Raw genomic sequence first — 15,744 nt, 5'->3', positions numbered from 1 at the left:
CTGTTTATACTTAAAAAAGCCGACGGCCTGAAATAATTGTCGCGAGATCGACTTTAAAACGGTATGCAGTTGCATGGCTTAGTGCCTAAACTGGATTCTGTATCGTGCCGCAGTCAGCAAATTTTCGCGCAAGTATTTTCATGCTTCTCGCCATGGGGACTTTTACCGTCGGCGATACGATCACAAAATACCTCTTGACCGAGATGAACAGCGGACAGTACATGCTGATCCGAGGCATATTCGCAACGGTTCTGATCGGCTTGCTGGCCTGGCGCCATGGCGCATTGCGCAGTCTTTCGCTTGAAAAGATGACCGTCTTGCGTGTTGCGGGGGAAGTTGTCGCCACAATCACCTATATTTATTCCCTCGGTCATCTCTCACAGGCATTCTGTTCGGCTGTCTTTCAGGCAACGCCGCTCGTCGTGACGCTGGGAGCAGCACTGTTCCTCAAGGAAAAAGTGGGCTGGCGTCGCTGGTCCTGTATTCTTGTCGGCCTTGTCGGGGTTCTCATCATCATCCGACCGGGAACAGATGGCGCTGCAAGTCTTGTTGCCATTGCAGTCCTTCTTGCCAGCGTAGGTTTTGCCGCCACGCGGGACATTGCCACCCGCCGCGTGCCCAAGCACGTGCCTACGCTCTTTCTCTCCACCGTGACGTCGATTGCCATAACGCTGACCGGCGGTGCGCTGACCGCTCCTTTAGGCGGGTGGCAGCCTGTTGGAATAACCGTAATTGGTGCTGCAGCCGTCGCGGCAGTTCTCCTTCTCGTCGGATATCACTTCATCATTCTTGCCATGCGCGAGGGTGAGGTGTCGTTCGTGTCACCGTTCCGCTATTCCAGCCTGCTATGGGCAATCGGCCTCAGCACGCTGGTTTTTGGCGAAGCGCCTGACATGTATACGATAGCGGGATCGATTCTGGTGGTCGGGAGCGGCGTCTATATGGTTTATCGCGAGAATGTGCTGAAGAAGCGGGAGCGCAACAAGAGCACGCTTGCGACGATCCCGACCGGCGTGGAACCATCATGATTGCAGGGGCCATCATCGCCGGAGGACTTTCAAGCCGCATGCAGGAAGGCGGCGTTGCAGGTGACAAATTCCTTCAGCCTCTCGGCAATACTGGCACCATCATTTCCCATGTCGTCAGAAGGGTCAAACCGCAGGTCGACACTCTGGTCATCAATGCGAATAGCGATGATCCCCGCCTGACTGATCTCGGCGTGTCGGTGATCAAGGACCTGCCCACGAAGCACGGCGGTCCGCTGGTCGGTATTCTGACTGCGTTGACGCAGGCGCAGGGAGCCTCGCTACTGCTGACGACAGCTGCGGATACGCCATTCCTGCCCCATGACCTCACTGGCCGCCTTCTTTCACGTCGGAGCGAAACCGGAGCGCGCGTCGTTCTCGCCAGTTCCCGTAACCGGGTCCATCCGATTTTTGGCCTGTGGGAAACTGGGCTGGCCGACAAACTCGCGACCTGGCTCGCCAGTACCAGCAGGGCCAGCGTCTTCGCATTTGCCGAGCAGATCGGGTTTGAGACCGTCGATTTTCCGCTTGCCTTCGTTGGCGATAGCCCGGAAACATATGATCCGTTCTTCAACATCAACCGGCCCGACGACCTCGTCGCCGCCCGAATACTGGCTGAGGCAATGGAATGAACCAGAAATTGTTCGGCATCACAGGCTGGAAAAACTCCGGCAAGACGACGATGACCGAACGTCTGGTGGCATGTCTCACGGCCCGCGGATACCGCATCGCCACCATCAAGCACGCCCATCATAATTTCGACATCGACCATGAAGGCACCGATTCCTGGCGTCATCGAAAGGCCGGAGCAGCAGAGGTGGCTATCGTCTCGTCGCAACGCTACGCAATCATGCACGAAGGCTTGGGCGAGGAAGAGCCTTCTCTGTGGGAGATTGCGGCCAAGCTGGTGCCTTGCGATCTGATTCTTGTCGAAGGCTACAAACGCGAGACGCACAAGAAAATCGAACTGCGTCGCGACGCTGGCCATGCCGGACCACCGCTCTCGACCGACGATCCTGCCATTGTCGCCATTGCCAGCGACCAGCCCCAACCCGGCGAAAACGTGCCGGTGTTCGGCATTGACGATATCGAGCAAATAGCCGATTTCATCGAAGGTGAAATGCGTCTTTGAGAGACTCCCTATAATTATCCTATTTTACGACACAATTCCCCATACTCTGGCAAAGCTCTGCTGAAAACGCCGAGAAATCCACCCTTGCGACACACAATTTAATTACGCAGACCATCTTGCCAATCGTCTCAAAATGGTGGGAATATCGTTGTCAGATTTGATGGTGGGGATGGAAGCGCGAAAAAATATTGCGCATGATCGGTTCAACCATCTATTGGTAGTGGCCGGGGGAAACCACTACCAAACGTGCAATTTAAAGTTTCACGGTCGTGACTACCCCTTAAGCGGCTGAACCAGAAGAAATAATCAGGGAACCAGCCAGAACAAAACGAGAGGACTAAAAATGCGCGTATTGAAGCGTATCGCCGCTGCGGCATCTGTTGCTGCGCTGGCAATCACAATCGGCAGCATGACTGCCGGTGTTGCAAATGCAGAAGAGCCGCTCAAGCTCAAGATCGGCACCGAAGGCGCCTATCCTCCCTTCAACTTCATCAAGCCGGACGGCACCCTCTCGGGCTTCGACGTCGATATTGCCAAGGCGCTTTGCGATGAAATGAAGGCGCAGTGCGAATTCGTTACCCAGGAATGGGACGGCGCTATTCCCGCCCTTCAGGCTGGCAAGTTCGATGCCTTCATCGCCTCCATGTCCATCACGGACGAGCGCAAGAAGCAGGTCGACTTCTCCAACAAATATTACAACACGCCTCCCGGCATTGCCGCTCCGAAGGACACCGACATCAAGGGTGTGACCAAGGAAGACCTCGCTGGCAAGACCATCGGCGTTCAGGTTTCCACGACGCACGCCAACTATTCGGAAAAGACCTTTACCGACAGCACGATCAAGGCTTATCCGACCGCTGAGGAATACCGTCTCGATCTCGCCAATGGTCGTCTCGACGCTGTCAACGACGATAGCGTGACGCTGGCCGAATGGCTGAAGACGCCTGATGGCGCATGCTGCAAGATGGTCGGCACCTTCCCGCCGGTTATCGAAATCCATGGTCCGGGCGCTGGCGTTGCGTTCAAGAAGGGCCGTCCGGAGCTGGTTGAAAAGTTCAACGCGGCCATCAAGGCGATCCGCGCGAACGGCAAGTACAAGGAAGTCAACGACAAGTACTTTGACTTCGATGCCTACGGCGCCGAAAATTAATCAAAACTGACACCTATGCGCCGGTTTGCTTTCCCGCAAATCGGCGCAAAACATTTGTACGGGCATGCCGCACAAAGCCTTGCCGGGCCAGTTCTCGCAGGCGATAAAAACATAGGCAAATGCCTTAAGGAAAAAGAATAGGCGCATGGAACACTACGCCACTTTGTTGAGTTTCGGTCCCGACGGTTGGGGCGCAAGTATTGCCTGGGGCCTTCTGGTTACCGTCTCGCTGGCTCTCGCAACACTTCCCGTCGGTCTTGCTTTGGGTTTTCTGGTTGCCATCGGCAAACAATCCAGCGAACCATCGATCAGGCTCGCTTCAAACATATACACCACAATCTTCCGTGGCTTGCCCGAGCTTCTAACCCTCTTTCTCGTTTATTTCGGCGCATCGCTCGGCCTTCAGCGGCTTTTGAGTCTGTTTGGCATTGAGGCCAATGTCGAAATCAATGCGTTCGGCGCGGGTATGGTCGCGCTGGGTTTCGTCTTCTCGTCCTATTCGAGTGAAGTCTTCCTTTCGGCATTCCGTGCGATCCCGCGCGGGCAATATGAAGGCGGATATGCGGTTGGCCTGTCGCACTGGCAGACCATGCGCAAGGTCATCCTGCCCCAATTGATCCGCATCGCCCTGCCCGGCCTTGCCAATCTGTGGCTGGTTTTGCTCAAGGATACGTCGCTGGTTTCGGTCATTACTTTGTCCGATATTCTGCGGCAGACCTCCATTGCGGCACGTGTGACCAAGGAACCGTTTCTGTTCTTCGGCATAGCCTGCCTGCTCTATCTGGTTCTCGCAATCATCTCCTCCTACTTCATCAATCGCATTGCCCGCTGGGCCGATGCGGGCGCCAACCGTTCGCGAGGTGCATGATATGAGCCAGACGGTCTCCAATACGACTATTCCCGCTATGGCTCCGCCGCCAGTGGTCAGGCAATGGACGCGGATGCGCGTTGCCGGCCATATCATCGTCGCTCTCTGGTTTCTTCTGTTCGCTGGCCTTGCGATCTATCTCTACAATGCGTGGCGTATCGATCTGTTTGAAACCTATGGGCCACGCTACTGGTCCGGGCTTCTGATAACGCTGAAACTGGTTGCCGTATCGATTGTCATAGGCGCCCTGCTCTCGCTGCCGATCACGGCTGCGCGCATGTCCAATAATCGATGGCTGCGCGGAATAGCTTTCGGCTATGTCTATTTCTTCCGCGGTACGCCGCTGCTGGCGCAGACATTCCTTATCTATTACGGCTTTGGCACTTTCCGTCCGTTTCTTGAAAGCATCGGGCTCTGGGTGTTTTTCCGTGATGCGTGGAATTGCGCCATTCTGGCGTTTTCGCTCAACACGGCGGCCTATCAGGCTGAAATCCTGCGCGGCGCTATCCAGAGCGTGGCGCTGGGCCAATGGGAAGGCGCTGCGGCACTTGGTATTTCCAAGCGCGTAACCTTCTGGAAGGTTATTCTTCCGCAGGCACTTATCGTGGCATTGCGTCCTTACGGCAATGAAATCATCCTGATGATCAAGGGTTCGGCTATTGTGGCTATCATCACCGTGCTTGATCTGATGGGTGAAACGCGCCGTGCCTATTCTCGGACATTCGACTTCCAAACTTATCTCTGGGCTGCGGTCATCTATTTGCTGATCGTTGAATGCCTGCGGCACGTTTGGGATTTCCTCGAACGAAGGCTGACCCGCCATCTCATTCGTTAGAGATCACTAAACCGGCATAAAACCAAAATATCGCCCCCGGCAGCCTTGCAGCTTCCGGGGGCGATCTGTTTAGAATGCAGCTTCCAACAGTAAGGTAACAGGTTGAGTCATGCTGAAAATCTGGGGTCGTATCAATTCCACAAATGTGAAGAAGGCGCTCTGGACAGCGCGCGAACTCAATCTCGACTATGAACAGATCAATGTCGGTGGCCAGTTCGGCGGACTGAAAGACCCGGCCTATCTCGCCCGTAATCCGAATGGGCTGATCCCCTTGCTGGAAGATGGCGACACGGTGCTGTGGGAATCCAACACTATCACGCGTTATCTTGCAGCAGCTTACGGCAAGGGGACGCTGTGGATCGAAGACCCGGCCAAACGTGCGCAGGCCGAAAAGTGGATGGATTGGGCGTCCTCATCCTTCTACACCAATTTCAGCAACGTGATGAAACACCTGATACGATTGCCAGAAGCCGAACGCGATCCAGTCCTTCTGGAACAAAGTCTCCAGGGTCTTGCGCAATCGATGCAGATTGCCAATGAAGGCTTGAAGGAAGCGCCGTGGTTTTCGGGCGAGAACTTCGGCATCGGTGATATTCCCACCGGATGCTATGCCTATGCCTGGTTTGAGTTTCCGATTGAGCGCCCTTCTCTTCCGCACCTTGAAGACTGGTATGGCCGTCTCAAGCAGCGCCCAGCCTATCAGGCGGCCGTTATGACGCCTCTCACCTGATTTCCAGAATTATCCAGAGGAATGAACGAATGACGACACCCGCTAAAGTCGCCTTTCTGGGCCTGGGTGTCATGGGTTATCCCATGGCAGCTCACCTCAAGAACAAGGGCGGTCACGATGTCACGGTTTATAACCGCACGACGGCAAAGGCCGAAAAATGGGCCAAGGAATTCGGTGGCAGCTTTGCCGCGACACCTGCCGAAGCCGTGCGCGATGCAGACTTTGTCTTCGCCTGCGTTGGCAATGACGACGATCTCCGTTCTGTGACCATCGGCCCGGATGGCGCCTTCTCAACCATGAAGAAGGACGCTATTTTCATCGACAACACGACCGCATCTGCGGAAGTCGCTCGCGAACTGGATGCCGAAGCGCAAAAGCTCGGTTTCCATTTCATCGACGCCCCCGTCTCCGGCGGGCAGGCTGGCGCTGAGAACGGTGTGCTGACTGTCATGGTTGGCGCACCGAAAGCCGTGTTTGAGCGTGCCCGGCCAATTATCGATGCTTATGCGCGCATGGTTGGCCTCATGGGGCCAGTCGGCTCTGGCCAGCTTTCCAAGATGGTCAACCAGATTTGCATCGCCGGTCTCGTTCAAGGGCTGGCCGAAGGTATTCACTTCGGCAAGAAAGCCGGCCTCGACATCGAAAAACTGATTTCGGTGATCTCGAAAGGCGCGGCTGGCTCTTGGCAGATGGAAAACCGGTCCGGCACCATGAATCAGGGCAAATATGATTTCGGCTTTGCCGTTGACTGGATGCGCAAGGACCTTGGCATCTGCCTTGAGGAAGCCGACCGCAATGGCGCGCTTTTGCCGGTTACGGCACTGGTGGACCAGTTCTACAAGGAAGTGCAGAAGATCGGCGGCAACCGCTGGGACACATCTTCCTTGCTTGCCCGACTTGAACAGTCCTGAGACAAGCTATTGCCAACAAAAAAAGCCCGGCAATGCCGGGCTTTTTCATGTCTTGTATGTCGAGCTTAGAACTTGACCTTCGCAGTGAGCGAAAGGGCGCTGACCAGATCGTTACCGAAATCGCCGGTGGTGATCGAATCCCTCAACTCACCCGAACCGAGCCAACCGATAGCGCCAGCCAAACGTACGTCGACAACGTCATTCGGCTTGTAGTTCGCGCCCAAACCGAACAGCCAAACATCGGTCTGAGAGGTCCAGCCAGTGCTGGTGCCGCGATCCCAGGTTACAGTTGCCGCACCCGACCATTGTTCGTTGAACTTGTGACCGACACCGCCGGAAACCGTCCAGCCATCCTGGTAGTACAGATCGAGTGAAGTGACCTTTTCGCCATCCCGCAAACCACGATTGCCGTTAGAAACGAAGGTTGCCTGCTGAATGCTCTTCCAGTCTGTCCATTTAACGGAACCGAAAGCGAGCCAATCAGGTGCAATACCGGTCTGGAACTTGAATTCGACTGACTGAGGAGCAGCGATATCACTGGTCACATTCAAGGGGATGCCCTGTCCTGTGAGCGGATTCAGCATGAGATTGCTGATCGTGCCGTCGAGATTGTACTTGACCTCAGACTGATAGACGAGAGATGCCCGCATGGCATATTCAGGAATTTCATAGGCCGCGCCCAGACGCCAGCCAACCGAACCATCTTCCACATCAAGTGTCGCGACGCGGAAATTACCCTTGAATGGAGTTGTTGGTGGGATCAAACGGGTCTGATAGCCCTTCAGTTCCTGATAGCTGACGCCACCCAGAATTCTGAAGTAGGATTTTTCGCTGACGGCAAACCGATATGAACAGTTCAGGCCAAAGTCGCGTGACGAAATTTTCTGCTCGATTGCAGTGAACGCGCGAAGCGTGTTGACACCCACATCGGTCTCGATGCCCCATGGCTCGCGGTACTGGGCCGCACAGGCCAGATCGTCGGTCAAATCAAACTTGGCAGATACCTTTGGCACCCAATAGGTTTTCGCTTCGTCGACAGAAGTTGACCAAGGCTGCCCTTTATCCGATCCGTAAGGGATGACCGGTGACGTCGGAACACCTGGATTTGCGCGAATATTTTTTAGTTTGCGCTGAGGCATAACAACCGTCGCGCCAGCTTCGACGGCAGTCCCCTTCTCGAAAAGAATATCAAAATCCTGCGAGCTACGCTCGAAGCCACCTGCATTGGCAGCAACCGCGCTTCCGAGGAGAGCTGCGACCATTCCTGCCATTTTCACGCGCTGTACACTCATAAATGTCCTCCCACACAGCAACGGATTAACGTTGACGAAAACGTAAATCAGGAAGGATTCAGGCCGCAAGTCGCATTAATTTGGATTAGTGCACTCGAACTTTCGACGCATCTGTCAAAAATGACTAAAACATCGATTATATCGTCGTTTCATTAGTAAAATTAGACCAAGCACATGGCAAAATATGCGTAAATCGGCCAATTTTCGGCCTCTTTTTCGCCTTGTTGCGAAAGCGCAACATTGCTCAAAAACAATCGAAACAGCAGTTCGATCAACTGCTCCGGCGGTTGAAACGCTCCAAAATTCACCTACTGCGCAGAAAAACACCCGGCAGTGAAATGCACTGCCGGGTGTCTGATTCGAGCAAGAATCGTTTTCTTACGTTAGGTCAATTCAGCCTGCATCACGGATGCGTGACTCTGCTGTCGCCACTCGCTGCGCGGCTTCCTTCAGCTCAACCAGTCGCTCGCGTTCTGCTTCAACGACTTCTTCGCGCGCATTCGCAACGAATTTCTCGTTGGAGAGCTTCTTCTCGATACGGTCCATTTCGGCGGCAATCTTGCCAGCTTCCTTGGCGAGGCGTGCAGATTCGGCCTTGAGGTCGATCAAATTGCCGAGCGGGATACAAATGGTCGCCTCACCCAGCAGCATCTGTGCCGAACCCTTGGGCGCCTGCGCTTCAAACGAAACACTCTCGACGCGTGCAAGACGTTTGATCGCTGCATCGTGACGGGCAAAACGATCAACGCTTGCCGCATTGGCATCCAGCACGACAACCGGAGCAATTGCACTTGCCGGAACGTTCATTTCTGCGCGAACTGAACGAATTCCGGTGACGAGATCAACCAGCCAGTTGATATCGGCCGCTGCTTCCTCGTCCTCGAACGACAGTTCCGGCCAGGCTGCAAGCGCCAGCACCGTATCGCGCTTCTGCCCCTCGCCTGCGGTCAAGGTCCAGAGCTCTTCCGTCATGAAAGGCATGAAGGGATGCAGGAGCTTGTAGATCTGATCGAGGCAATAGGCTGCCGTAGCCTGAGCTTCAGCCTTCGCAGCCTCATCGTCGCCCATGAATATCGGCTTCAGCAATTCCAGATACCAATCGCAGAACTGGTTCCAGACAAAGCGGTAGCCAGCGCCTGCAGCTTCGTTGAAGCGGTAGGCGTCGATGCCTTCCGTGACAGCGTGCGTTGCCTTGGTCAGCTCCGTCAGAATCCAGCGATTGACGGCAAGCTTGGCGTTTTCCGGCTTGAAACCGGCGTCGAGTTTCACGCCATTCATCTGGGCAAAGCGTGTCGCGTTCCAGAGTTTGGTGCCGAAATTGCGATAACCCGCAATACGCGCCGGATCGAGCTTAACGTCGCGGCCCTGTGCAGCCATGATTGCAAGGGTGAACCGCAGCGCGTCGGCGCCATATTCATCCATCAGCTCCAGCGGATCGATGACGTTGCCCTTTGACTTCGACATTTTCGCGCCGTGCTTGTCGCGAACCAGAGCATGCAGGTAGACCGTGTGGAACGGGATCTCCTCCATGAAATGGAGGCCCATCATCATCATGCGGGCAACCCAGAAGAACAGAATGTCGAAACCCGTAACCAGAACGCTGGTTGGATAATAGGTTGCAAGTTCCGGCGTCTTGTCCGGCCAGCCGAGCGTCGAAAACGGCCATAGTGCCGATGAGAACCATGTGTCCAGAACGTCGGTATCACGCTCCAGTACAACATCTTCGCCATAGTGAGCGCGTGCGGAAGCCTTTGCTTCCTCTTCGCTCTTTTCGACGAAGCATTTGCCATCCGGGCCGTACCAGGCCGGAATCTGGTGTCCCCACCAGAGCTGGCGCGAGACACACCACGGCTGAATGTTTTCCATCCAGTCGAAATATGTCTTTTCCCAGTTCTTCGGGACGATCTGCGTGGTACCGTTGCGAACAGCCGCCATTGCAGGCTTGGCAAGTTCGGCAGCGTTTACATACCACTGGTCGGTCAGATAAGGTTCGATCGGAACGCCGCCGCGATCACCATGCGGAACGGCATGCGTATGATCCTCGATCTTTTCCAAGTAGCCGCGTTCGTCCATCAATTCGACGATGCGCTTGCGAACAGCAAAGCGATCCTGACCGTCCAGCTCGGCGATAAGCGCTTTGAGCTCCGGCGTCAGCTGGAGACCTTCGAGGAAATCATTATTGTCCTTGAGGGTAACTGCCGCCGCAGGCGTCAGAATATTGATGGCGCGCAGATCATTGCGCTTGCCGACCTCGAAATCGTTGAAGTCATGCGCAGGCGTGATCTTGACGGCGCCGGAACCGGCTTCCGGATCAGCATAATCATCGGCAACAATCGGAATATGGCGACCGACAAGCGGCAGCACGACGTCATTTCCAACCAGAGCGTGGTAGCGTTCATCCTTCGGATTGACCGCAACACCTGTATCGCCCAGCATGGTTTCCGGACGGGTCGTCGCAACGACGATATAGGTATGCGGGTTTTCCGGATCGAACGGGACATTTTCAAGCGGATAACGGAAATGCCAGAGATGGCCTTTCGTTTCACGCGACTCGACCTCGATATCGGAAATCGCCGTCAGCAGCTTCGGGTCCCAGTTGACCAGGCGCTTGTCGCGATAGATGAGATTCTGCTTGTAGAGCGAAACGAAAACTTCCAGAACCGCGCGCGACAGCCCTTCGTCCATGGTGAAGCGCTCGCGCGACCAGTCGCACGAGGCACCAAGACGGCGGAGCTGGTTGGAAATCATGCCGCCGGATTCAGCCTTCCACTGCCAGATCCGTTCGATGAACTTCTCACGGCCCATGGCATGACGGTTTGGTTCCTGCCGTTCAGCCAGCTGGCGCTCGACAACCATCTGCGTTGCAATGCCCGCATGGTCCATGCCTGGCTGCCACAGCACATTCTTGCCGCGCATGCGCTCGAACCGAACCATGATGTCCTGGATCGTGTTGTTGAGCGCGTGGCCCATATGCAGCGATCCGGTAACGTTCGGCGGCGGAATGACCACAGCGAACGGATCAGCTCCCGGCTTCGCGCCCGCACCCGCCTTGAATGCACCCGCTTCTTCCCAGCGTTCAGCAATTTTCGGCTCTATCGCCGCGGCGTCATAGGTCTTCTCAAGCATGGAATTATCCGGTCTTTATGCGCGATGAATGGATTGAAGGCTCAATAGCAACTAACAGCAGACAAATCACTTTAAAAGTGATTGTGCCCCCCTGCGGCCACTTTAAAAGTGAAAACCCGCCTGTTGCACAGACGGGTAACACTTCAACAGATCGGCTTATGCCGCTTATCGTTCGCCGCGAACCACGCGCTCGATTTCTTCCCGAACAAGCCGCTCAACAAGTGTCGGCAGATTATTGTCGAGCCAGTCCTGCAACATCGGGCGCAGAAGTTCCGCTGCTATATCGTCAAACGAACGGCGCGGTTCGGCCCGAACTGCGTGATTCAAGTCCTGAAATGCCGCTGCGACCTGACGTTCGGCGATCTGGGACAACATATGGGCAGCGGGTTGCATCTTTGCAACGGGCTCCGCAATCGGCGCTATGGTCTCGGGCTGAGCCGAAGCCTCCGGCTCGGCGGCAGCAGGTTCCAGTTCCATTTCTGCATCAAGTTCAGGTTCGAGCAGTTCGTCAACTGCTTCGGCAATCCCGGCTTCGACGGAAAGGTCGATTTCATCCAGCGATATATCCGCCTCATCTGACTGCTCCAGGAGTGAAGTAGCCCTGGCGTGGGAATGATCGTCGTTCCCGGCATCCAGGATGACTTCGTCCTCGTCATCGGCTTCGATTTCCGGTTCAGGCGCTACCTGTGACGGCTCGCTGATAGGGCCGCGCAATATCGGCTCTTCCTGGAACACATTGCGCATCATTGCTGGCTTTTCAGGCTGGGCAACGGGCTGCTCGGTGACTGGGCGACGGAATTCCGCAACCTCTCCACGAACTGGAGATGCCGCCGCGACCGGTGCTGGCTGGCGGGTGACATCGCTATCTTCAATGATCCTGCGGATGGAAGCGAGAATCTCTTCCATCGACGGTTCACGTGCTGCGCTGGATGTCTGTGCCATGGCTACTATCCGCTTTCCTGTATTGCGACATTGTCTGCAAAAGACAGAGAATCAATGGATTAAGGGTAGCGGACGATCCCCCGTTTGAGAATCCCCGGCCAAGGCGCAACGGTTCAAACTCACAGCTTTATGGATTTGTTAAGAATTGACAGCGCCAACAAATATCGAATCGGCAGCAAAATAAAAGGCACCCGAAGGTGCCTTTTCAAGTCTCATACAATGGCGAACAATCAACGACCGTCCGGCGTGCGCAGGCCGAACCACTTGTCCTTGACGGCCTTGTAATGTTCTTCCGGCTTGTACTCCGCAACCTGCAAGCCCATCTGGCTGGCGGTCATGCGACCGGTGGCATTCAGAAGAGCGTAGCTGGCAACAACGACGTTGCGTTCGGATTCGACCAGAGCGATCTGCGCCGTGATAAGATCGTTCTGCGCATTCAAGACGTCGAGTGTCGTGCGCTGTCCAACTTTGCGCTCTTCGATGACGCCATCGAGAGCAAGCTGTGCAGCGGAAATACCATCGCGATTTGCCTTGACCGACGCACGGGCAGCTTCGAGCTGCGACCAAGCCGATCCGATTGCCTGACGAACCTGATCGCGGACGACATCGACTTCGATGCGGGCCTGACCGAGCTGTTCCTTGGACTGACGAACCTGAGCCGACGTACGTCCACCAGTATAGATCGGAATGCTGACACCAACGCCGATGGAAGCCGAGTTGCCGTCTGTCTGCGAACCGCCTTCACCGGAGTAAGTATCGAGGCGGCTGGCGCTTGCTGTGAGACCGACGGACGGAAGCAAAGCGCCTTCCTGGGCCTTCACATTATATCCAGCGGCATTGACGGCGTACTGCGTGGCGAGAATGCCTGGATGTCCGGCCGTCGCAATAGAGAAGGCCTGATTAGGCGAGCTCGGCAGGTTCTTTGCCGCCGCTGCAGTTGCAAGCTTGTCCGGCTGAACGCCGATCACCTGCACATAGGTTGCTTCTGCCGATTTGACGTCAGCGCGAGCAGAATTCAGCGCAGCAACTGCGGTCGAACGGCTGGCGTCTGCTTGTGCAACGTCCGTACGGGTGCCCTCACCGACATCGAGGCGAGCGCGAGCAGCGCGAACCTGTTCGTTCAGTGCTGCAAGGTTGCGCTCACGCAGAACCGCGATCTGGCGAGACTGGTAGACATCCATATAAGCGGTTACCGCCTCGTAGAGTCGGTTCTGCTCTTCGTTGCGGAGGTTTTCACGCTGGGCGAAGACCTGCGTTTCTGCGGCGGCGACATTGTTCTTGGTTTGAAACCCATCGAACAGCATCTGGTTCAGCTCGATGCCGAACGTACCCGTCGTACGATACCCCCGACTTGAAGGTGTCTTGCCATGCCCTACGTTATAAGAACCGGTAATCTGCGGACGATAACCGGATTTGGCAATGGCCACGCCTTCATCCGTAACGCGGACGCCAGCGCGGGAGTAGTTCAGGTTAGCATTGTTCTTGTAGGCCTTCACGAGAGCGCCGGTTAACGTCTCCGAGAACGCCGCCTGCCCCGTTAAAATGGTGCCAGACAACAATGCTGCGGCCGCTACCAGTCCTTTGCACGTTTTGAACACCGGGTACCTCATATTAAGAACAAACGAATCCAACTATCGAACCGATCGGTTCGGGCAAATCCTAATAACCTCTAAATTCGGTTATTTCCATTGCCCCCGCCAGAGCTTGCACAAACAAATTCCGCAGCGTTGCAGAATTGTATCATCCGCTAAAATTAAAATTCGAACTGCGCAACGCGCTCGAATCCCGGCAGCGGACGAACCGCAGTGTTGAACACACCGCGTCCCGATGCAACACCATTTTCTTTAACGTAAATCCGCGCAACGCCAGCATTCCCGCGGCCCTCGACGGCGACCAAGCGTCCGCCATCCTTCAACTGGCCGAGAAGTGCGTCCGGAACAAAATCGACCGCGCCCTCAATGACGATCACATCATAGGGTGCTTCGGACGGATAGCCTGCCTGCAGTTCACCTGAAACGATCACAACATTGTCATAGCCCAATTCAGCGAGACGGGCCGTCGCAGCAGCCGACAATACGGAATCACTTTCCAGACCGATCACCGAACCAGCGAGCTTGGAAAGGATGGCTGCCGAATATCCGGTACCGCAGCCAACATCGAGAACGACGTCGGTATTCTTGATGCGTGCAAGCTGCACGAGTTTGGCGAAAGGCGAAGGTTCCATGATGTAGCGCGGCTGCTTGCCTTCGCTTTCAAGAAGCTGGTCTTCGTCGATATAGGCCAGAACCTGACGGGCGGCGGGAACGAAAGCCTCGCGCGGAACGGTCAGGAAAGCATCGATAACCGCCAGATCGGTTACGTCCGTCGTGCGAATCTGGTTGTCGACCATCTTTGTGCGAAGATCCTGGAAATCGGCTGCCATAGCCCTAAACCCTTCCTTGTCGCGGAATGCGATGTTTCATGCCATTGGAGCCCCGCGCTTCTTTCTTGACGCACCAGGAGCACCATAAACGAGATTTGCCGTTGATGTGGCAAAAATCACGGGTCCAGTCAATGAAACACAGCATTTGCGGCATTTATGCTCACTGATACCCGCTTCTTGTTACCAGCATCTGGATATGGAAATGCCGGAAAGCTTCCGCTTCCCGGCATCTCGGTGTCTGTTTTGACACACGGCCTGCCCGAAACCGTTTACGCTTTTCGGGATGGGCTCTATCGTTCGCAGCACTTTGAAACAAGCGCCCCTGAAATCACATTATTGAGCGTTCGATGCCGGATAACCGGCTGCAGCCAGTGCGGAAAGAACGGCGTCCTGCGAAACATTGCCGCCGAATTCGACCTCTTTCCTGTCGAGATCGATTTCGATTGGTGCCGTTGCATCAAGCTTGCGCAGCGCGACGGTAACGCTATCGGCGCAACCGCCACACTTCATCTTGGGAATGGAAAACTTCATCAATTCAGTCACTCCTTTCAGGACTGAACATAAGATGGGGCTTCCCATCGTGGTAAGGTCAAGAGCCAATCTGCCAATTCTTTTATGGCGCTTCGCAAGTCTCCGGAACGCTCTTTTCCAGCTCCAGCGGCGACTTGGTCAACGACCCCGTCATAATCTGCATCGGCTTGAAAGGCGGTTCCTCCTGCATGCCGGGATTTGTGAGATGGATCGTGTAGCAGCCTGTAAAGACTTCCTTTTTGCCATCTGTCGTTTCAGCTTCGATGGCTAGCGGCTGGCTCCAGTAGATCTGGCCTGCGCCGGGGTCCGGATCGGTCTTGCGCAGCGCCACCTTTACGCTCTTGGTGTTCTCATAGCCCTTTATGAAGGTATTGAAGTCGGGCTCCCGCCCCTCCTCGGAATAATAGCCATAGGCTCGGGTATATTCCTTGCGATTGATTGCATTGTAATAGGATTCGATCAGCGCCTGCGGTGTGGAGCGATCATCACGATAGTCCGGGACCGTTACGCCTCCGGCTGCATCCTGGGTCTGCTCGGAAGGTTTGGTTTCCTCAACCGGCTTGGCAGCTTTATCGTGCTTTTCCTCAACGTTTCTGGGTGTTTCTTCGGGCGCGGCCTTCGGCGGATTTTGCGCCAGGGCAATTCCAGCCGAAAAGCCTGCCAGCCCCGTGCTCAGAACGCCGATCACAGCAGCCAGCATCAGAGGTTTCATCCGGTCATTCGACATTCGCTTCTCCTCTTCCTAGCAAACTTATTGTGGAACGCTTCAGTGACGCTCCC

General features: G+C 55.3%; 15 protein-coding genes. 8 read left to right on the top strand and 7 right to left on the bottom strand.

Annotation, left to right across the window (positions count from 1 at the left end):
* Positions 1 to 140 precede the first annotated feature (140 nt).
* The 8 genes from F9K94_RS02065 to F9K94_RS02030 all read left to right on the top strand — a co-directional run bounded on the left by F9K94_RS02065 (position 141) and on the right by F9K94_RS02030 (position 6,651).
* On the top strand, positions 141 to 1,028 hold the full coding sequence (locus F9K94_RS02065; protein WP_151644098.1) for a DMT family transporter: 888 nt from the start codon (positions 141 to 143) through the stop codon (positions 1,026 to 1,028).
* A complete protein-coding gene (gene mobA / locus F9K94_RS02060) occupies positions 1,025 to 1,657 on the top strand; it encodes a molybdenum cofactor guanylyltransferase (RefSeq protein WP_151643361.1) in 633 nt (210 codons plus the stop codon). The genes F9K94_RS02065 and mobA overlap by 4 nt, the downstream gene beginning before the upstream one ends.
* Positions 1,654 to 2,157, top strand: coding sequence for a molybdopterin-guanine dinucleotide biosynthesis protein B (gene mobB / locus F9K94_RS02055; RefSeq protein WP_151643359.1), 504 nt, complete (start codon positions 1,654 to 1,656; stop codon positions 2,155 to 2,157). Before mobA ends, mobB begins: the two co-directional genes overlap by 4 nt.
* Before the next feature lie 343 nt (positions 2,158 to 2,500).
* Entirely contained in the window at positions 2,501 to 3,307 is an 807-nt protein-coding gene (locus tag F9K94_RS02050) for an ABC transporter substrate-binding protein (protein ID WP_061346369.1), read from the top strand.
* 145 nt (positions 3,308 to 3,452) lie between these two features.
* Positions 3,453 to 4,175, top strand: coding sequence for an ABC transporter permease (locus F9K94_RS02045; RefSeq protein WP_151643357.1), 723 nt, complete (start codon positions 3,453 to 3,455; stop codon positions 4,173 to 4,175).
* Position 4,176: 1 nt separating this feature from the next.
* The gene (locus tag F9K94_RS02040; protein WP_151643355.1) at positions 4,177 to 5,010 is read left to right on the top strand and encodes an ABC transporter permease; all 834 of its coding nucleotides are present in this window, start codon (positions 4,177 to 4,179) and stop codon (positions 5,008 to 5,010) included.
* Between the two features lie 109 nt (positions 5,011 to 5,119).
* Positions 5,120 to 5,740: a glutathione S-transferase family protein gene (locus F9K94_RS02035; protein WP_151643353.1), complete on the top strand. Its 621-nt coding sequence runs from the start codon at positions 5,120 to 5,122 to the stop codon at positions 5,738 to 5,740.
* A gap of 29 nt (positions 5,741 to 5,769) precedes the next feature.
* Positions 5,770 to 6,651: an NAD(P)-dependent oxidoreductase gene (locus F9K94_RS02030; RefSeq protein ID WP_151643351.1), complete on the top strand. Its 882-nt coding sequence runs from the start codon at positions 5,770 to 5,772 to the stop codon at positions 6,649 to 6,651.
* A 65-nt stretch (positions 6,652 to 6,716) separates the two neighbouring features.
* On the opposite strand, the gene F9K94_RS02025 is transcribed toward F9K94_RS02030, so the two are convergent.
* From F9K94_RS02025 to F9K94_RS01995, 7 genes are all read right to left on the bottom strand, one after another.
* Positions 6,717 to 7,790, bottom strand: a complete 1,074-nt coding sequence (locus F9K94_RS02025) for an OmpP1/FadL family transporter (RefSeq protein ID WP_268906952.1) — start codon at positions 7,788 to 7,790, stop codon at positions 6,717 to 6,719.
* A 546-nt stretch (positions 7,791 to 8,336) separates the two neighbouring features.
* A complete protein-coding gene (locus tag F9K94_RS02020; RefSeq protein WP_151643347.1) occupies positions 8,337 to 11,069 on the bottom strand; it encodes a valine--tRNA ligase in 2,733 nt (910 codons plus the stop codon).
* Positions 11,070 to 11,234: 165 nt separating this feature from the next.
* Positions 11,235 to 12,011 carry a PopZ family protein gene (locus F9K94_RS02015; protein ID WP_151643345.1) on the bottom strand — a complete coding sequence of 259 codons (777 nt, stop codon included), beginning with the start codon at positions 12,009 to 12,011 and terminating at the stop codon, positions 11,235 to 11,237.
* A 230-nt stretch (positions 12,012 to 12,241) separates the two neighbouring features.
* Positions 12,242 to 13,621, bottom strand: coding sequence for a TolC family outer membrane protein (locus F9K94_RS02010; protein WP_151643343.1), 1,380 nt, complete (start codon positions 13,619 to 13,621; stop codon positions 12,242 to 12,244).
* 143 nt (positions 13,622 to 13,764) lie between these two features.
* Positions 13,765 to 14,433: a protein-L-isoaspartate O-methyltransferase family protein gene (locus tag F9K94_RS02005; RefSeq protein WP_061346377.1), complete on the bottom strand. Its 669-nt coding sequence runs from the start codon at positions 14,431 to 14,433 to the stop codon at positions 13,765 to 13,767.
* A gap of 333 nt (positions 14,434 to 14,766) precedes the next feature.
* Complete coding sequence (locus tag F9K94_RS02000; protein ID WP_151643341.1) at positions 14,767 to 14,967, bottom strand: heavy-metal-associated domain-containing protein; 201 nt, start codon at positions 14,965 to 14,967, stop codon at positions 14,767 to 14,769.
* A gap of 79 nt (positions 14,968 to 15,046) precedes the next feature.
* Positions 15,047 to 15,691, bottom strand: coding sequence for a hypothetical protein (locus F9K94_RS01995; protein ID WP_151643339.1), 645 nt, complete (start codon positions 15,689 to 15,691; stop codon positions 15,047 to 15,049).
* Between the last annotated feature and the right edge of the window lie 53 nt (positions 15,692 to 15,744).

It is taken from the genome of Brucella tritici, from assembly GCF_008932285.1.
Taxonomy (GTDB): domain Bacteria; phylum Pseudomonadota; class Alphaproteobacteria; order Rhizobiales; family Rhizobiaceae; genus Brucella; species Brucella tritici.
This window is presented reverse-complemented; position numbering and strand designations above follow the sequence as displayed.